Annotated in this window: 18 protein-coding genes and 1 pseudogene; 15 read left to right on the top strand and 4 right to left on the bottom strand. The window is 38.8% G+C overall.

Features of this window, described 5'->3' with window-relative positions; genetic code table 11:
* Positions 1 to 10: 10 nt before the first annotated feature.
* The 11 genes from ACWM35_RS01595 (at position 11) to ACWM35_RS01545 (ending at position 12,648) form a co-directional block, all read left to right on the top strand.
* Positions 11 to 1,261, top strand: a complete 1,251-nt coding sequence (locus ACWM35_RS01595; RefSeq protein ID WP_454814824.1) for a competence/damage-inducible protein A — start codon at positions 11 to 13, stop codon at positions 1,259 to 1,261.
* 683 nt (positions 1,262 to 1,944) lie between these two features.
* Entirely contained in the window at positions 1,945 to 2,985 is a 1,041-nt protein-coding gene (recA, locus tag ACWM35_RS01590; RefSeq protein WP_454814822.1) for a recombinase RecA, read from the top strand.
* 320 nt (positions 2,986 to 3,305) lie between these two features.
* Positions 3,306 to 4,865, top strand: a complete 1,560-nt coding sequence (gene rny / locus ACWM35_RS01585) for a ribonuclease Y (RefSeq protein ID WP_454814820.1) — start codon at positions 3,306 to 3,308, stop codon at positions 4,863 to 4,865.
* An 87-nt stretch (positions 4,866 to 4,952) separates the two neighbouring features.
* Entirely contained in the window at positions 4,953 to 5,750 is a 798-nt protein-coding gene (locus ACWM35_RS01580; protein ID WP_454814818.1) for a TIGR00282 family metallophosphoesterase, read from the top strand.
* Positions 5,751 to 5,907: 157 nt separating this feature from the next.
* Positions 5,908 to 6,168: a stage V sporulation protein SpoVS gene (gene spoVS / locus ACWM35_RS01575; protein WP_003181955.1), complete on the top strand. Its 261-nt coding sequence runs from the start codon at positions 5,908 to 5,910 to the stop codon at positions 6,166 to 6,168.
* 473 nt (positions 6,169 to 6,641) lie between these two features.
* A complete protein-coding gene (locus ACWM35_RS01570; protein WP_454814816.1) occupies positions 6,642 to 8,378 on the top strand; it encodes a 2-oxoacid:acceptor oxidoreductase subunit alpha in 1,737 nt (578 codons plus the stop codon).
* A complete protein-coding gene (locus ACWM35_RS01565) occupies positions 8,379 to 9,245 on the top strand; it encodes a 2-oxoacid:ferredoxin oxidoreductase subunit beta (RefSeq protein WP_454814814.1) in 867 nt (288 codons plus the stop codon).
* A 308-nt stretch (positions 9,246 to 9,553) separates the two neighbouring features.
* Complete coding sequence (gene miaB / locus ACWM35_RS01560) at positions 9,554 to 11,098, top strand: tRNA (N6-isopentenyl adenosine(37)-C2)-methylthiotransferase MiaB (RefSeq protein ID WP_454814812.1); 1,545 nt, start codon at positions 9,554 to 9,556, stop codon at positions 11,096 to 11,098.
* A 1-nt stretch (position 11,099) separates the two neighbouring features.
* Positions 11,100 to 11,552, top strand: a complete 453-nt coding sequence (locus ACWM35_RS01555; protein ID WP_454814810.1) for a RicAFT regulatory complex protein RicA family protein — start codon at positions 11,100 to 11,102, stop codon at positions 11,550 to 11,552.
* 249 nt (positions 11,553 to 11,801) lie between these two features.
* A complete protein-coding gene (locus tag ACWM35_RS01550) occupies positions 11,802 to 12,347 on the top strand; it encodes an outer spore coat protein CotE (protein WP_454815808.1) in 546 nt (181 codons plus the stop codon).
* Positions 12,348 to 12,447: 100 nt separating this feature from the next.
* Complete coding sequence (locus tag ACWM35_RS01545; protein WP_454814808.1) at positions 12,448 to 12,648, top strand: hypothetical protein; 201 nt, start codon at positions 12,448 to 12,450, stop codon at positions 12,646 to 12,648.
* Positions 12,649 to 12,661: 13 nt separating this feature from the next.
* On the opposite strand, the gene ACWM35_RS01540 is transcribed toward ACWM35_RS01545, so the two are convergent.
* A complete protein-coding gene (locus ACWM35_RS01540; RefSeq protein WP_454814806.1) occupies positions 12,662 to 13,213 on the bottom strand; it encodes a GNAT family N-acetyltransferase in 552 nt (183 codons plus the stop codon).
* A gap of 126 nt (positions 13,214 to 13,339) precedes the next feature.
* On the opposite strand from ACWM35_RS01540, the gene ACWM35_RS01535 reads away from it, so the two are divergent.
* Positions 13,340 to 14,002: a serine/threonine protein kinase gene (locus ACWM35_RS01535; RefSeq protein WP_454814804.1), complete on the top strand. Its 663-nt coding sequence runs from the start codon at positions 13,340 to 13,342 to the stop codon at positions 14,000 to 14,002.
* 76 nt (positions 14,003 to 14,078) lie between these two features.
* Here the strand turns inward: ACWM35_RS01535 and ACWM35_RS01530 are convergent, their stop codons facing one another.
* A complete protein-coding gene (locus ACWM35_RS01530) occupies positions 14,079 to 14,414 on the bottom strand; it encodes a spore coat protein (RefSeq protein WP_454814802.1) in 336 nt (111 codons plus the stop codon).
* Between the two features lie 21 nt (positions 14,415 to 14,435).
* A complete protein-coding gene (locus ACWM35_RS01525; protein WP_454814800.1) occupies positions 14,436 to 14,714 on the bottom strand; it encodes a ferritin-like domain-containing protein in 279 nt (92 codons plus the stop codon).
* Positions 14,715 to 15,702: 988 nt separating this feature from the next.
* On the opposite strand from ACWM35_RS01525, the pseudogene ACWM35_RS01520 reads away from it, so the two are divergent.
* Positions 15,703 to 16,068, top strand: a pseudogene (locus tag ACWM35_RS01520) (CAP domain-containing protein); the annotation flags it as partial.
* Positions 16,069 to 16,124: 56 nt separating this feature from the next.
* Here the strand turns inward: ACWM35_RS01520 and ACWM35_RS01515 are convergent.
* A complete protein-coding gene (locus tag ACWM35_RS01515; RefSeq protein WP_454814798.1) occupies positions 16,125 to 16,517 on the bottom strand; it encodes a hypothetical protein in 393 nt (130 codons plus the stop codon).
* A 152-nt stretch (positions 16,518 to 16,669) separates the two neighbouring features.
* Between ACWM35_RS01515 and ACWM35_RS01510 the strand changes: the two genes are divergently transcribed.
* Together ACWM35_RS01510 and splB are read left to right on the top strand one after the other, a co-directional pair.
* The gene (locus ACWM35_RS01510) at positions 16,670 to 16,921 is read left to right on the top strand and encodes a transcriptional regulator SplA domain-containing protein (RefSeq protein ID WP_454815806.1); all 252 of its coding nucleotides are present in this window, start codon (positions 16,670 to 16,672) and stop codon (positions 16,919 to 16,921) included.
* Positions 16,914 to 17,942 (top strand): spore photoproduct lyase, encoded by a 1,029-nt coding sequence (gene splB, locus ACWM35_RS01505; protein WP_454814796.1) that lies wholly within the window; start codon positions 16,914 to 16,916, stop codon positions 17,940 to 17,942. Before ACWM35_RS01510 ends, splB begins: the two co-directional genes overlap by 8 nt.
* Positions 17,943 to 17,950 lie beyond the last annotated feature (8 nt).

The following is a 17,950-nucleotide window of genomic DNA, read 5'->3' as shown; positions in this document are numbered from 1 at the left end:
GTGACGGATAATGAATGCTGAAATTATTGCTGTTGGATCTGAATTGCTGCTTGGTCAAATTGTGAATACTAACGCCCGTTTTTTATCGCAGCATTTAGCGGGCTTAGGGATAAATGTATATTTTCATACAGTTGTGGGCGATAATTCTGACCGTTTAAAGTCCGCACTGGAAATTGCAGAAAAGCGTTCTAACTTAATAATTTTTACAGGTGGATTAGGTCCGACCAAAGATGATTTAACAAAAGAAACAATAGCGAAATATCTTGGAAAACAATTGGTAATGGACGCAGAGGCATTAGCGTCGATTGAGCTGTTTTTTAAAAAGACCAACCGAGTTATGACCGAAAATAATAAAAAACAAGCCCTTGTTTTTGAAGGTTCACATATTCTCCCAAATCATCATGGAATGGCTCCAGGCATGATGGTAGAGAACGATGGGCATATTTATATGCTATTGCCAGGTCCGCCAAAGGAAATGGAGCCAATGTTTTTACATTTTGGGACAAAGGCTCTTGCAGATAAAATGAAAACCGATGAAAAAATTGTTTCCAAAGTATTAAGGTATTTTGGAATCGGAGAAGCAGCATTAGAAACTGAAATTATCGATTTAATTGATCAACAAACGAATCCGACAATTGCTCCGCTTGCTTCTGATGGGGAGTGTACCTTACGGTTAACGGCTAAGCATGCGGATGCTGCTTCTGCCCATGCAATGCTCGAAAAAGTGGAACAGGCGATTAATTCCCGAGTAGGTCAATATTGTTATGGTTATGACAATACTTCGTTGACCGCTGAACTTACGAAGCTGATGAAAGAAAAAAACTTATCAATCGCGGCTGCCGAAAGTTTAACAGGGGGGGTGTTTCAACAGGAATTAACCAGCTTTCCAGGAGCAAGTTCTGTTATTAAAGGCGGCGTTGTATGTTACACCAATGAAGTGAAACACAAGGTTTTGAATGTTAAGGAAGAGACGATTGAAAAGTATGGCGTAGTGAGCAGTGAGTGTGCAAAAGAGCTTGCTGAAAATGTCGCCGACCTTATATCCACGGATATTGGGATAAGTTTTACCGGAGTGGCTGGTCCAGGTGAATTGGAAGGGAAGCCTGTAGGTACAGTCTTCATTGGAATTGCAATCAAGGGAAGACCAACAATCGTCGAAAAACTGCAGCTTGGCGGCTCAAGAGAAGCCAACCGGATCCGCTCAATCAAATACGGATGCTATTACTTAATGAAATACTTGAAAGAATCACAGAACGCTTAATGGCGATCTGTGATTTTTTATATACTGGGAGAAGAAAGAGAATGCTGTATTAGGGTAAATCTAAAAAATCGACATCATAAAGAGTTCATTATGCCCGAAAGAATGAAGGAAGCAGGAAAGCGGTCATTATAAAGGAGTCATAATGCCCGAAATCATGAAGGAAGCAGGAAAGCGGTCATTATAAAGGAGTCATAATGCCCGAAAGAATGAAGGAAGCAGGAAAGCGGTCATTATAAAGGAGTCATAATGCCCGAAAGCGTGAAGGAAGCAGGAAAGAGGTCATTATAAAGGAGTCATAATACCCGAAAGCATGAAGGAAGCTGGAATGTGGTCATTATAAAACATTTATAACGACCAAAAAAGAAAAGGAAGAGGAGAAACGGTTATTATAGATCCGAACCACAATTGTGAAACTTAACTAAATGGGTATTTTATTCAACCAAAAACTATTTTTCAGATAATAATAGAAAAAAGCCAATTAGGAATAGGATTCACTGTAAAATGTTTCAAATCCCATGGGGAATTGCCTATTTTTACATACATATTCGCATTAAAAAAACAGAATAAACGTTCGTCTTTTTGCTCGACAAATGACACAAAAGAGGTTATATTATTAATAGGTTTTAAAACAAATGATTTTTTGGCTATTATTTTATGTTTTATATATAGAGGAGGAAAAATGAGTGAGTGATCGTAAAGCGGCCTTAGAAATGGCGTTAAAGCAGATAGAAAAGCAATTTGGTAAAGGCTCCATCATGAAAATGGGCGAGCAAACAGAAACAAAAATTTCAACCGTTTCAAGCGGTTCCTTAGCGTTAGATGCAGCACTTGGAGTTGGTGGATATCCTCGGGGAAGGATAATTGAAATATATGGTCCAGAAAGCTCAGGTAAAACAACAGTAGCACTACATGCGATTGCAGAAGTACAGGCAGCTGGTGGACAAGCAGCGTTTATCGACGCCGAGCATGCCCTAGACCCAGCATATGCACAAAAATTAGGTGTTAACATTGATGAGCTATTGCTATCCCAACCAGATACAGGGGAGCAAGGACTTGAAATCGCAGAAGCATTAGTGCGAAGCGGTGCAATCGATATTATTGTCATTGACTCAGTAGCTGCGCTAGTACCAAAAGCAGAAATTGAAGGAGAAATGGGAGACGCTCACGTGGGTCTACAAGCACGTTTAATGTCTCAAGCCCTTCGTAAATTATCAGGAGCTATCAACAAATCCAAAACCATCACAATCTTTATTAACCAAATCCGTGAAAAGGTTGGAATCATGTTCGGAAACCCTGAGACGACTCCTGGGGGTCGTGCGTTAAAATTCTACTCCACGGTCCGTCTTGAAGTACGCCGTGCTGAGCAATTAAAGCAAGGCACTGATGTGGTCGGAAACAAAACAAAAATTAAAGTTGTTAAGAATAAAGTTGCGCCACCATTCCGTACAGCTGAAGTCGACATTATGTATGGAGAAGGAATTTCTAAAGAGGGCGAGATTATCGATATTGGCTCGGAATTAGATATCGTTCAAAAGAGCGGTTCCTGGTATTCATACAACGATGAAAGAGTTGGTCAAGGACGGGAGAATGCTAAGCTATTCTTAAAAGAAAACCCAAATCTTCGCCTTGAAATTCAACAAAAAATCCGTGAGCATTACGGCTTGGATGGAGAAAAAGTTGTAACCGAAACAGATGATGATGAGCAATTTGAACTATTAGATTAACATTTTCAAGCAAAACCTATGATCAGGTTTTGCTTTTTTTATAAAATTTTATAAAAATTCTGTTGGATCTATTTTTATAAAAACTTTATTACTATAGTAATAGAATTGGTGGTAAGGAATTTCTAAATATTTCAAAAAGCTGATTGGACTTACCCTTGACAATGAATATACACACATTTACAATTAACATGTATATTTTACATTTTTGTTAATATTACAATGAAAAGCCTTAGTGCTTGCTGTATGTTGAACCGAAACAATGTACATGCCGACACTTAAAAAAGTGTAACAAAAAGTTCATAGCAAGAGGAGGTGTAACGATGGAACCAATTACGATCATCTCCATTTTGCTTGGCATTATCGTCGGTGCCGTTGTTGGCTATTTTGTTCGTAAGTCCATTGCAGAAGCAAAAATAGCGGGTGCAAAGAATGCTGCAGAGCAGATTCTTGAAGATGCAAAGCGTGACGCTGATTCATTGAAAAAAGAAGCTTTGCTTGAAGCAAAGGATGAAATTCACAAGCTTCGTACTGAAGCTGAACGTGAGGTTCGTGAACGAAGAAATGAACTGCAAAAACAAGAAAACCGTTTACTGCAAAGAGAAGAGAATTTAGATCGAAAGGATGAATCGTTAAATAAGCGTGAAATTCTTTTAGAGAAGAAGGATGATTCTCTAAACCAAAGACAACAGCATATTGAACAGATGGAAAGCAAAGTGGACGAGTTGGTACGATCACAACAAACAGAACTCGAACGTATTTCTAGCTTGACGCGTGAAGAAGCAAAAACGATCATTTTAGAGCGAACAGAGCAGGAATTGTTGTATGATACTGCAATTATGATCAAAGAAAGTGAAAACCGCGCGAAAGAGGAAGCTGACAAGAAGGCGAAGGAAATTCTGTCGCTAGCAATCCAGCGTTGCGCTGCTGACCATGTTGCGGAAACAACTGTTTCTGTAGTCAACCTTCCAAATGATGAAATGAAAGGCCGTATTATTGGTCGTGAAGGAAGAAATATCCGTACCCTAGAAACATTAACTGGAATTGACTTGATTATCGATGATACTCCAGAGGCTGTTATTTTATCCGGATTTGACCCTATTCGTCGAGAAACTGCCAGATTGGCACTAGAAAAACTAGTTCAAGATGGGCGAATCCATCCTGCACGTATTGAGGAAATGGTAGAAAAATCTCGTCGGGAAGTGGATGAGTACATTCGTGAAGTTGGGGAACAAACAACCTTTGAAGTGGGAGTTCATGGATTGCATCCAGACCTCATCAAAATTCTAGGGCGCTTAAAGTTCCGTACTAGTTACGGACAAAATGTCTTAAAGCACTCTATGGAGGTTGCACAACTTTCAGGCTTACTTGCAGCCGAGCTTGGAGAAGATGAAACATTAGCACGTCGTGCTGGGTTACTACACGATATTGGTAAGGCAATTGACCATGAAGTGGAAGGAAGCCATGTTGAAATTGGGGTTGAGCTTGCGACAAAGTACAAGGAACATCCTGTCGTTATCAATAGTATTGCATCCCATCATGGTGATACTGCACCAACTTCAACGATTGCCGTGCTGGTAGCGGCTGCTGATGCATTGTCAGCTGCGAGACCAGGGGCACGAAGTGAGACACTAGAAAACTATATCCGCCGCTTAGAAAAGCTGGAGGAGATTTCTGAGTCTTATGAAGGTGTTGAGAAATCATTTGCGATTCAAGCTGGACGTGAAGTGCGGATTATCGTGAGACCAGATGCGATTGACGATCTTGCTGCACATCGTCTTGCAAGAGATATTCGGAAACGGATAGAAGAAGAGCTTGATTATCCAGGACATATTAAAGTAACAGTCATCCGTGAAACAAGGGCTGTAGAATACGCAAAATAAAGCGGTGCGCATGCACCGCTTTTATTTATTAAATCAAAGTGTGATACAATCTATTAATAAAATTCCTATCTATGAAAGGGTTTAACAATGAACTTATTATTTGTTGGAGATGTTGTCGGTTCACCAGGCAGAGATATGGTGAAAGAATATCTGCCGAAATTAAAGGAGAAATTCCGTCCTACTTTTACAATCATTAATGGGGAAAATGCAGCAGGCGGCAGGGGAATAACAGAAAAAATCTATCGCGAGTTTTTGGGCCATGGTGCCCAAGCTGTTACCCTGGGAAATCATGCGTGGGATAACAAAGAAATCTTTGAGTTTATTGAAAATGCTAAAAATATGGTTAGACCTGCGAACTTCCCTGAAGGTACGCCAGGAAATGGACTAACTTTTTTCAAAGTAAATGATATCGAAATAGCCGTTATCAATTTGCAAGGAAGAACCTTTATGCCTCCATTAGATTGTCCTTTTAAAAAAGCGGATGAATTGGTGGAAACGGCACAAAAGAGGACACCGTTTATCTTTGTGGATTTTCATGCCGAAGCAACGAGTGAAAAACAGGCAATGGGTTGGTATCTGGATGGTAGAGTATCTGCAGTAGTTGGGACACATACACATGTGCAGACAGCAGATAGCCGTGTGTTACCTAATGGGACCGGCTATTTAACAGATGTAGGGATGACAGGGCCATATGATGGAATCCTGGGGATGGAAAGAGAAGCAGTGATAACGAAATTTCTTACAAGCCTCCCGGTCCGGTTTGAAGTACCTAAGGCTGGACGCAATCAACTAAGTGCTGTCTATATGGAATTAGATCGAAAAAACGGTCACTGTAAAAAAATCCAACGTATTTTAATTAATGATGATCACCCATTTTATTCATAATTATTTTCTCTAGGAACTCGCCATACGGCGAGTTTTTTTGTCCAAGCCGGAATATGTCTTTAAAAAAATGAATATAGTAGCAGTGGAATCTTATATACTCGATTTTTTCATGAAACTCTCATGCGGGGGATCGGGATTATACAAGGAGGAGCTAGGAATGGAAATATTAAAAGTTTCAGCAAAATCTAATCCTAATTCTGTAGCTGGTGCGCTTGCCGGAGTTCTGCGTGAAAGAGGTGCTGCAGAAATACAGGCAATTGGTGCAGGTGCATTAAATCAAGCCGTTAAGGCAGTAGCGATTGCACGAGGATTTGTAGCGCCTAGCGGAGTTGATTTGATTTGCATCCCTGCCTTTACCGATATTCAAATTGACGGTGAAGAACGCACAGCTATAAAGCTAATTGTGGAACCGCGGTAAGAGACAGAGGTTTTATTTCATTCCAATGGGGGGGCAGCATGATAACATACATTTAACCTGCTTATTGTCAGCAGGTTTTTTTATGTCCTTTTATGAGGGAAAATATTATTCTGGTATATAGCTTATTGTTTTCTTCTATAAAAAATTTAAAGACAAATATTTAAATAGTTTTATTAGAAATCCCATTAAATCGCTATTAATCGTTATTCTTTTTATTATTTGAAGCAGGAAGCAAAATGTCAATTTTTTAATTATAAAAAAATATTCATATTTTAGACAATAATTCGTCTGAAAGGGTTGCATTTTTAAGTTTATAGGTCTAGAATTGTAAGCGTTTAGTACATATTCATTAGTTCATTTATTATAGTCTTTATCGCTTTAAAAGATTAAAATCTAGTGAATTACTTGGAAAAGTGCTACAATTTAAATGATTTATTAAATATATCTTTTACATATCCAAAGGGGTGTAAGTCATGATCAATCAACTTTCGTGGAAAGTTGGCGGACAACAAGGGGAAGGTATTGAAAGTACTGGGGAAATATTTGCAATTGCATTAAATCGCCTCGGTTATTACTTGTATGGTTATCGTCACTTTTCATCTCGTATTAAAGGTGGTCATACCAATAACAAAATTAGAGTAAGTACGACTCAAGTTCGTTCAATCTCTGATGACCTAGACATTTTAGTTGCATTTGACCAAGAAACGGTTGATGTAAACTACAAAGAATTACATCAAAATGGTGTTATTTTAGCTGATGCGAAGTTTTCACCTGTAAAACCTGAAGATACTCAAGCAGCTATGTATGCGGTTCCATTTACAGAAATTGCAACTGAGTTAGGGACTTCCCTAATGAAGAACATGGTTGCAATTGGTGCAACTTCTGCTGTCTTGAACTTGGATATTACGGTCTTTGAAGAAGTAGTTCAAGAGATTTTCGGCCGTAAAGGCGAACAGGTTGTTGCAAAGAATATGGAAGCGATCAAAGCTGGCTTTGATTATATGAAAAAACAACTTGGTGAAGGCGTACAAGTCATGGAGCTTGAAAAAGCGGATGGCAAAAAACGTATGTTCATGATTGGTAATGATGCAATTGCATTAGGTGCACTTGCTGCAGGATGCCGTTTTATGGCTGCATACCCAATTACACCTGCTTCTGAAATAATGGAATATTTAATAAAAGAACTTCCACCACTTGGCGGAGCGGTAATTCAAACAGAGGATGAAATCGCAGCTTGTACAATGGCTATTGGCGCAAGCTATGGTGGTGTTCGTGCACTTACAGCTTCAGCGGGCCCTGGATTATCCTTGAAAATGGAAGCTATCGGTCTTTCTGGCATTACAGAAACACCTCTTGTCATCGTTGATACGCAACGTGGCGGTCCATCTACTGGATTACCAACTAAGCAAGAACAATCCGATTTAATGGCAATGATTTATGGAACACATGGAGAAATTCCAAAGATTGTAATGGCTCCAAGTACTGTCCAAGAGGCATTCTACGATACTGCCGAAGCGTTTAACTTAGCTGAAGAATACCAATGCCCTGTTATTGTCTTATCTGACTTACAGTTGTCATTAGGTAAACAAACAGTGGAACCACTTAATTTTGAAAATGTTGAAATCAGACGCGGAAAGCTTGTAACCGATGAAATTCCTGAAATTGAAAACAAAGGATATTTCAAACGATATGAAGTAACAGAAGATGGTGTTTCACCACGTGTGATTCCTGGTATGAAAAATGGAATTCACCATGTAACTGGTGTAGAACACGATGAAACTGGGAAACCTTCAGAATCTGCTGCTAACCGTATTGCACAGATGGATAAGCGTTTCCGTAAAGTTGAAAATATTCGTTTTAACACACCTGTTCATAAAAATATTAAGCATGAAGAGGCTGATATTTTATTGGTAGGTTTTAACTCAACTCGCGGTGCCATTGAAGAAGCTATGGTTCGTTTAGAAAGCGATGGTTTAAAAGTAAACCATGCGCATATTCGCTTGATTCACCCATTCCCAACTGACGAAGTTCTTCCGCTCGTTCGTTCAGCTAAGAAGGTAGTAGTTGTAGAGAACAACGCGACTGGTCAATTGGCGAATATTATGAAAATGAATGTTGGACATGCTGAAAAGATTATTAAACATGTAAAATATGATGGAAATCCATTCCTACCACACGAAGTATATACAAAATGTAAGGAGTTGTTCTAAATGGCCACTTTTAAAGACTTTAGAAATAATGTTAAACCGAACTGGTGCCCTGGCTGTGGCGACTTCTCTGTACAAGCGGCAATGCAACGTGCGGCAGCAAATGTAGGTCTTGAACCTGAAAACTTAGCTGTTATTTCAGGTATTGGCTGTTCTGGTCGTATCTCTGGTTATATCAACTCTTATGGCTTCCACGGAATTCATGGACGTTCTTTACCAATTGCACAAGGTGTTAAAATGGCCAACCGTGATTTAACAGTCATTGCCTCTGGTGGTGACGGAGACGGTTTTGCAATCGGGATGGGACATACCATACATGCGATTCGTCGTAACATTGATATTACCTACATTGTAATGGATAACCAAATTTATGGTTTAACAAAAGGACAAACATCACCGCGTTCTGCTGCAGGCTTCAAAACAAAGTCTACGCCAATGGGCTCAGTAGAGCAGGCAATTTCTCCAATGGAAATGGCTTTGACAGCGGGTGCAACATTTGTCGCACAAAGCTTTTCAACTGATTTAAAAGATCTTACGGCTTTAATTGAAGCTGGTCTTAATCATAAAGGGTTTTCTTTAATCAACGTATTTAGCCCATGTGTAACCTATAATAAGGTAAACACTTATGACTGGTTTAAAGAAAATCTTACGAAGCTAAGTGATGTTGAAGGTTATGATTCATCAAATCGAGAACTGGCTATGCAGACATTAATGCAGCATAATGGTCTAGTAACAGGACTCATTTATCAAAACACTGAACGTCAATCTTATCAGGAATTAATTAATGGATACTCAGATTCTCCATTAGCAAAAGCTGAACTTAATCTTGATCAAGCATACTTTGATAAATTAGTTGGCGAATTTATGTAAAATCAATCCCCGTGGTTAATACCGCGGGGGTTTTTATATTCCAAAACGTGATGTCTTTCACATAAATTTATATAAAACCCCTGTAAAATGTAGGAATAGGTGTCTTTTTTTTATGTATTGGATTATCCCAAAAGCGGTTGTAGTGGTAGTCCATCGGCTATTATCTATTGTTTTCATGTCTATTAACCTTTATACTATAATAATGTGCAGATTGAGCGTTTTCATGTCTTTGTTTGCACAGGTAAATATTGACATAGTGAACATAAATAGACATTACTAAGGAAATGGACTGAAAGGAGTTTTTTTACTTGAACGAAAATCAACGCTTAGAAGGTCAACAAACAAAGGCTGCTAATTCTTCGGACAAAAAATCCGCCAAGGATTATAGCAAGTACTTTGAGCAAGTCATCACGGCGCCTTCTTTAAAAGATGCAAAAAAGCGTGGGAAAGAAGAAGTTAAATACCACAACGACTTCGCCATTCCAGAAGAATTTCGTGGCATGGGTGAAGGTCGAAAGTTTTATATCCGTACGTATGGCTGTCAAATGAATGAACATGATACAGAAGTTATGGCAGGAATTTTCTTAGCATTGGGTTATGAGCCTACTGATAATACAGAGGATGCCAATGTCATTCTTTTAAATACATGTGCGATTCGTGAGAACGCTGAAAATAAAGTATTTGGTGAACTTGGCCATCTAAAAGCGTTAAAATTAGAAAAGCCTGATCTGCTATTAGGTGTATGCGGCTGTATGTCTCAAGAGGAATCCGTTGTTAATAAAATTCTAAAAACATACCAACAGGTCGATATTATTTTTGGTACACATAATATTCATAGACTTCCAAACATCTTGCATGAAGCTTATATGTCAAAGGAAATGGTTGTTGAAGTTTGGTCCAAAGAAGGTGACGTTATTGAAAACCTTCCGAAGGTACGCCGTGGGAATATTAAAGCATGGGTGAACATTATGTACGGCTGTGATAAATTCTGTACGTATTGTATTGTTCCATTTACACGTGGGAAGGAACGCAGTCGTCGTCCAGAGGAAATTATTCAAGAAGTCCGTCATTTAGCGGCACAAGGTTATCAGGAAGTGACTCTTCTTGGCCAAAACGTAAATGCTTACGGCAAAGATTTTGAAGATAGCCAGTACGGTCTTGGCGATTTGATGGATGAGTTACGCAAGATTGATATCCCGCGTATCCGTTTTACGACTAGTCATCCACGTGACTTTGATGACCATTTAATTGAAGTTCTGGCTAAGGGCGGCAATTTAATGGATCATATTCACCTTCCTGTTCAATCAGGTTCCACGGATGTCTTGAAAATAATGGCTCGTAAATATACAAGAGAACAGTATTTAGAGCTAGTTCGTAAAATTAAAGCGGCGATTCCAAACGTTGCGTTAACAACCGATATTATTGTTGGTTATCCGAACGAAACGGATGAGCAGTTTGAAGAAACGATGTCCTTGTATCGCGAAGTTGGATATGAACTTGCATATACCTTTATCTATTCTCCACGCGAAGGCACACCTGCGGCAAAAATGGAGGATAATGTTCCAATGGAAGTAAAGAAAGAACGTTTGCAACGCTTGAACGCTCTTGTAAATGAACTATCTTTAGAGGCGATGAAAAAACATGAAGGCCAAATTGTTGAAGTGCTTGTTGAAGGGGAAAGCAAGAACAACCCTGATGTACTAGCAGGTTATACATCTAGAAATAAGCTTGTTAACTTCAGGGCACCAAAATCAGCGATTGGTAAGATTGTAAAAGTGAAAATTACTGATGCAAAAACATGGTCATTAAACGGAGAAATGGTGGAAGAACTAGAAACAATAGAGGTGAAGTAAAGTGGCGAAGTATACAAAAGACGATATCGTCGCACGCGCTATAGAATTAGCAGGCATGATTGCTGAAACTGAGGAAGTAGATTTTTTCAAGCGAGCAGAAGCTCAAATTCATGATAACCAAAAGGTTAGTACATTAATATCAGATATTAAGGGTCTACAAAAGCAAGCTGTTAATTTACAGCATTATGGAAAACCTGAAGCCTTAAAAAAAGTGGAAGCCAAGATTTCTTCTATTGAAGAAGAATTAGATGATATTCCTGTTGTTCAAGAGTTTAAGCAGTCACAATTAGAAGTAAATGAATTGTTACAACTCATTGCAACAACCATTTCCAATAAAGTTACCGATGATATTCTTGAATCAACTGGCGGAGATGTTTTGCGCGGTGAAACAGGCGCCAGCCTTAAAAATGGCGGGTCATGTGCCGGTCATGATGATTGCGATCACGAGCATTAATTACTTCAGCCAGGCTAATTGCAGCCTGGCTTTCTTATTGCCTAGCTTCAGCGCCTAGGGTCTTCCGCTTTTCTTTATTTATCTTATCCCCGAATCAACGAAATACTTGCCTACTAGGAACATACCTATAAATTCCGCATAAACTGAACTATCAATAAACATTTATCCAATATTCACAGAAAATATCGCACACTAGTCTAAAAAAATGCATAGGATGAATTGAAAATGAATGAGGAGGTTTCGCGCGAAATGGGAGAATACAGAGAGATAATTACAAAGGCCGTAGTTGCGAAAGGGCGTAAATTCACCCAGTCCAATCATACGATTAGCCCTGCACATAGTCCATCCAGCATCCTTGGCTGTTGGATTATCAACCATAAATACAACGCGAAAAAAGTCGGCAAGACAGTAGAGATACACGGATCTTATGACATCAACGTTTGGTACTCTTTTAACGATAACACGAAAACAGAAGTTGTGACTGAACGTGTTCAATATACTGATGTCATTAAGTTAAAATACCGTGACGATGATTGCTTAGATGACAATGAAATTTGTGCCCGCGTGTTGCAGCAGCCAAATTGTTGTGAAGCAGTCATTTCCCCAAATGGGAACCGTATCATTGTCCATGTTGAAAGGGAATTCCTTGTGGAAGTAATCGGTGAAACAAAAGTATGTGTAGCCGTTAATCCAAAGGGTTGCCGTGATGATGATGATGACTGGGGCTTTGATGTTGACGATGAAGAATTCGAGGATTTAAATCCAGATTTCTTACTAGGCGTCGAAGAAGAATAAACAAACTAGGAAGTTTCCACTTCCTAGTTTTCTTTTTAATGAGAATGATGCATCAAACACCAAAAAGTATAACACCCTAGTGTTAGGAGGTGTTTGATTCATGGAACCAAAGCAACCTGGTAGTCATAAAATGCCTGATTTTGATCAACTAAACGACCGAATTATAGCAGAAAATACTGCTGGCCCTCATTTAGTGATCAAAACAAATCTTGATCCGAAAAATGCCACAGAAAATAACCCTTACTATCATAGTGAAGAAACGAAGGACCCCAAAAAATTTAGAAATTATTTTGAGGAATGACCAGCCAGGGGGTTTAACCCTGGCTTTTTAGCCATTCTTCTTTAAGTAAAGATAATACATAAGTGTCATGGAAATTGTTGTTTTGAAACATATAGTCACGTAATAATCCTTCTTTTTTGAACCCCATTTTTTCTAGGAGGGCAACAGATGGTGTATTTTCTGGATAGACGACAGCACCAATACGATTTAATTCTAATTCTGTGTAACTAAAGCGTAACACCTCTAATATGGCTTCCAACGTATATCCCTTTCTCCAATAATCAGGGTGTAATTCATATCCAATTTCTGCCCGCATATTTTTTAACTGTAAACCATTTAGCCCAACTGTCCCAACGAGTTTATAATTTTCTTTTAAAACCATGCCCCAGCGTATTCCACGTTTTTCAAAGAAATTCTTTTGAAACATATCAATCAACTTTATCGCTTCACCGAGTGAACGGAAATGGTCCGTTCCATAGTACTTTGTAACTTCTTCTCGTGATAGAATTTCATATAAGCTATTCGCGTGATTATGGGTTATCTCTACCAACTTTAGCCGCTTTGTTTCTAAAAGTGGGAAATTCATGGTTTCACCTCTACAATAAATATTTCAGGAATTATGTCTAAATACTGAAAATTATTTCAAATTTTAGTGTACAACGGCTGTATAATAAAATAAAGTAATTTTTAGATTTAATGCTGAGGTGTGCAAATGCAAATTGAAAAGTATATCAAATTGATCGGAAAAGAATTACTACCCCATATTCAATTATCAATGGAAAGTCCTTTTGATCCGATTATTGTTAAAAATGAATCAACGACTTGGAAAACAATCGGGAGCGGTAATTATGCTGGTGTTTTTTCACATGAGTCTAATCCTAAATGGGTAGTAAAGGTGTACGGACGGAGTCCTGAGGCAATAAAAGAGGAAATTGAAGTTTATAAAAAACTAGGCAATCATCCAACCTTTTCATCGCTAATTGACTACGGGGAAAATTATTTAATTTTAAGAAGGATTGAGGGGATCACATTGTTCGATGCGGTCATAAAAGGAATTCAAATTCCGCAATCCGTGATGGATGATATTGATGAGGGAATTGCCTATGCAAGGTCAGTTGGTTTGAATCCATATGATATACATGGGAAAAATGTAGCGATGTCTAATGGACGGGGGTATATCGTTGATGTGTCTGATTTTTATAAGGAGGGTGTATGTCGAAAGTGGACAGATTTGAAGAAAGCCTATGAAAAGATATATCGGCCTTTTCTTTATAAATATCACCCACCCATTCCTTTTTTCATTGTCGACAATGTCAGAAAAGGCTATCGTCTGTACCGTAAAATAAAACGGAAATTAAATAAGAAGGGAGATTGAGCCTGATACTTCCTGAATAATATTTTTGAATTAATTGGTAGAAAGATGGCCACGCAGGGTCATCTTTCTACATACATTAGTAGGGAAATTGCGAGGAATATCCGTTAAACTGCTGATAAGCTTGATCGATTTTTTGTTGTTCTTCTGCTTCAAGCTTATACCAGCCATGCTGAAACATTAAGTTATAAAGCGCGCGGCAGCTTTGATGTGTTTCGGATAAGATTTGCAATAAGTCTGAATGCAACTGTTGGTGGCTTGCCTCGCGGATGGCAATATTTAAACTGTCTGTTATATATTTACAAGTACTTAGGCCATCATTTAAAAAGTCTCGATCATTCATATCTGGCCCTTTTACTGTTGGTAATTCTCCAGTTTGGGGATTGGCGATTTGATTGTTATTCTGATTTTGCATAGTTTCTGCCTCCTGGTCAAATTAACCTTGCTGCTGTGACTGTTGCGGTTTAGGTAAGCTTGCTAAAACACTGTTGTTATCCACCTGTAAATGAGGGAGCAACCTCTGGAAATGATTCTGATGCATCTTCCCCATATTATCGAGGGCTTGTTTAATTTCTGGATTTTTCACTTGCTGTGCAAAAAAGTGGAATTTTTTAAGTGCTAAAAGCTGCCAAGATAACACATCTTTTATATAGAGCAAGTCTTTTGTAGTTATAGCACGCGGCGGAGTAGGAATTGGAACCGGATTCGTTGGCATGATTTGAGCTCCTTTCATCTTTGAACTACGTTTATAGAATAAACAAATGGTCCTGTAGTTATGCTTTTTAAAAATAGGCTTCACATATATCCAGAAAAGCATTCGGCAAATATTGCCGAATGCTTTTTGTTTTCCCGATTATGCGTTTATTTTCCATCATTATTTTTTTGAAAAAAATTAAAAATAAGGAGGCAAAAACATTTTGTATTTTTGCAAGGAGGTAATCAATTTGATAAAGAAGCCTTTTAGTTTTGTTTTGACAGCTGTTTTATCACTTGGACTTGCGGCATGTAATAATGATGCGGATAATGCAGCTAATGGTGATCGTACCGCCAGAATAGATCGTAATAACAATATTATGAATGTTGGTAACGGAAGAGATGACGGTATAGACCATAATGGTCCACTGACAGAGGATTATACGAATAATGATAATAATGACAGTGACATCGACCGTAATAATAACAACCGTCGAGATCGAGTAATTACCAATGTAAATAATAATCGCGATCGATATCTTAACAATGATCGCAATGATCGAGTGGATCTAAATAATGATCGAAATGGTCATCGCGGGTTATTTAATGTAAACAACGATCGAGATTTCGATTGGAACCGTGATAATAAGCGAGCAAACAGAATCAATAATAATGATATGAACATCTCCGCCTCTAATACGACGATTAATAGTAATAAGTATCCGCACACGAGGGCGGTATTAATTCAAGATGCCAAGTATCAATTTGTTCGAATTGATCCTAGATCTGGAGTTCGGTTACAGATAGGAGTCCCTGGGCAAGTGCCAAATCAGCAGCAACAGATAGGACTGGCACCAACTCCTCAGCAACCAGCAACACCGGCACCAGCACCAGCAACACCGGCACCGAAGCCTGCTGCTCCTGCACCAGCAGCACCGGCGCCGAAACCGGCAGCTCCTGCACCAAAGCCAGCAGCACCAGCTCCTGCCACAGGGGATGTCAATAACTTTGTACAACAGGTTATAGATTTAACAAATGCGCAGCGAAGCAAAAATGGTCTGCCTGCATTAAAGGCAGATGCGCAATTAAATAGTGTAGCACAAAAGAAATCAGTCGATATGCAGCAAAATAATTATTTCTCACATACTAGTCCAACGTACGGATCTCCATTTGACATGATGAGGGATTTTGGAGTGTCCTATAAATCAGCCGGGGAAAACATCGCTCAAGGTCAACGAACTCCACAAGAAGTCGTAAATGCGTGGATGAATAGTGAGGGACATCGAAAAAATATTTTAAGTGGTAATTTTACTCATATTGGTGTTGGTTATGAAAAAACGGGCCATCACTGGACACAAATGTTTATTGGAAAGTAAAAAAAGTCAAAAACCCCTTTGAGAGGGGTTTTTGATACCATATAGGGTCCGTCTCACTAGAGCCGGACTTTTAGATCCTTTTGGATATTAGAAGCTTGAAGAGGAGAGTTTCTGAAGATGTTTAGTAAGCCCACGATACTCAGTAAAAGGAACAGTAGTGTCAATCCAGCCCAAGCATAAGTGAATAGATCACGGATTGTATTGGCTTTAGACTTTTCATCTTCATTTGGAACTGGGTTTTCAGTGCCGTAATAAGTCTTACTGCCATCAACACCATTGATGACTAGCCAATCTTGTTTCGCCCAATGATCTTTTTTATGGGATAGGATAATGTTTGTGTCGTTATCCTTCGACGTCTGCTTAGGTCCATAGGACCACCGTTGAGTCCAAGCGAACACTAAGGCGATCGTAATGGTAACACATACAGCAACAAAAAAGGTATTTTTCATCATTCCGACCTCTCTTTTTCTCTAGTAATTTGCATCTTTATGTAAAATTTTACTAGGATGATTATACCAATTAATTAGAAGATTTCGAATATTATTCGTTCGACAATGTTCTTTGTAAATATGTCGTAAAGGAGGATTTATTGTAGATGGATATGTACCAATCCTACCAGCAGGGACAAATCGTATATGTGATCATACGGAATCCGCATGCCCAAGACGTAGCAAATGTACAAGAAGCAGCTGTTGTTCAAAATCCTGAGTCACCAAATCAATTGGCCCTTTTTATATATGAAACCTATTATCCCTTAACGGATGAAGTAGCGGTATTCTCGACCGTATCCGAGGCTGAAAATGCCTATCAGGAAGCCTTTGGCTTAACTGAAATAGAGGAACAATATGGTTAAGCCATTTGTCCCCCAACTCGTTTATGTTGAACCAGCGGCCTTAGAGTATCCACTTGGAAAAGAACTAATGAAAAAATTTAAAGATATGGGAATTGAAGTTAGAGAAACCACCTCGCATAATCAGATTCGCAATTTACCAGGCGATACGGACCTTCAGCGTTATCGAATTGCAAAATCGACATTGGTGATCGGCGTGAGGAAAACGTTAAAGTTCGATACATCCAAGCCATCCGCAGAATATGCCATACCTTTTGTTACAGGTTGTATGGGGCATTGTCATTACTGTTACTTGCAAACAACTATGGGCAGTAAACCTTATATCCGTACATATGTAAACATTGAGGATATTTTTGACGCAGCTGAAAAATATATGAAGGAGCGGGCACCGGAAACAACTAGATTTGAGGCTTCCTGTACCTCAGATATTGTCGGTGTTGACCATTTGACCCATACATTAAAAAAAGCTATTGAATTTTTTGGACAATCAGAATTTGGGAACCTCCGTTTTGTCACAAAATTTGCGCATGTCGACCATTTGCTTGACGCCAAGCATAACGGACGGACGCGATTTCGCTTTAGTATGAATGATGATTATATTATTAAAACATTTGAACCAGGAACATCGAGACAGCATGAAAGGATTGAAGCAGCTGGAAAGGTAGCTGACGCAGGATACCCCTTAGGTTTTATTATTGCACCGATCTACCTTCATGAAGGGTGGAAAGAAGGGTATAAAGTTATGTTTGAGCAGTTAGAATCTAAGCTTCCCCATTCAGCGAAACAAGACTTAACTTTTGAATTGATCCAACATCGTTTTACCAAACCTGCGAAAAGAGTGATTGAGAAAAATTATCCAATGACTAAATTAGAACTTGATGAATCCAAGCGGAAATGGAAGTGGGGGAAATATGGTATCGGCAAGTTTGTATATACCGATCAGGAGCAAGAAGATATAAAGGATACTCTAGGTGACTACATCAATAAATTTTTCCCTCAAGCGAAAATAGAGTATTTCACATAATGTAAACT

The organism is Neobacillus sp. K501, from assembly GCF_053749995.1.
The sequence above is the reverse complement of the archived record's forward strand: the minus strand, read 5'-3'. Positions and strand labels throughout refer to the sequence as shown.

Excerpts from the sequence above, each read along its gene's own strand:
- spoVS (WP_003181955.1), top strand. The coding sequence starts at position 5,908 with ATGGAAATATTAAAAGTTTCAGCAAAATCTAATCCTAATTCTGTAGCT.
- ACWM35_RS01565 (WP_454814814.1), top strand. The coding sequence starts at position 8,379 with ATGGCCACTTTTAAAGACTTTAGAAATAATGTTAAACCGAACTGGTGC.
- ACWM35_RS01515 (WP_454814798.1), bottom strand. The coding sequence starts at position 16,517 with ATGAAAAATACCTTTTTTGTTGCTGTATGTGTTACCATTACGATCGCC.
- ACWM35_RS01525 (WP_454814800.1), bottom strand. The coding sequence starts at position 14,714 with ATGCCAACGAATCCGGTTCCAATTCCTACTCCGCCGCGTGCTATAACT.
- ACWM35_RS01530 (WP_454814802.1), bottom strand. The coding sequence starts at position 14,414 with ATGCAAAATCAGAATAACAATCAAATCGCCAATCCCCAAACTGGAGAA.
- ACWM35_RS01510 (WP_454815806.1), top strand. The coding sequence starts at position 16,670 with ATGTACCAATCCTACCAGCAGGGACAAATCGTATATGTGATCATACGG.
- ACWM35_RS01570 (WP_454814816.1), top strand. The coding sequence starts at position 6,642 with ATGATCAATCAACTTTCGTGGAAAGTTGGCGGACAACAAGGGGAAGGT.
- ACWM35_RS01580 (WP_454814818.1), top strand. The coding sequence starts at position 4,953 with ATGAACTTATTATTTGTTGGAGATGTTGTCGGTTCACCAGGCAGAGAT.
- rny (WP_454814820.1), top strand. The coding sequence starts at position 3,306 with ATGGAACCAATTACGATCATCTCCATTTTGCTTGGCATTATCGTCGGT.
- ACWM35_RS01545 (WP_454814808.1), top strand. The coding sequence starts at position 12,448 with ATGGAACCAAAGCAACCTGGTAGTCATAAAATGCCTGATTTTGATCAA.
- ACWM35_RS01535 (WP_454814804.1), top strand. The coding sequence starts at position 13,340 with ATGCAAATTGAAAAGTATATCAAATTGATCGGAAAAGAATTACTACCC.
- ACWM35_RS01550 (WP_454815808.1), top strand. The coding sequence starts at position 11,802 with ATGGGAGAATACAGAGAGATAATTACAAAGGCCGTAGTTGCGAAAGGG.
- ACWM35_RS01540 (WP_454814806.1), bottom strand. The coding sequence starts at position 13,213 with ATGAATTTCCCACTTTTAGAAACAAAGCGGCTAAAGTTGGTAGAGATA.
- ACWM35_RS01595 (WP_454814824.1), top strand. The coding sequence starts at position 11 with ATGAATGCTGAAATTATTGCTGTTGGATCTGAATTGCTGCTTGGTCAA.
- splB (WP_454814796.1), top strand. The coding sequence starts at position 16,914 with ATGGTTAAGCCATTTGTCCCCCAACTCGTTTATGTTGAACCAGCGGCC.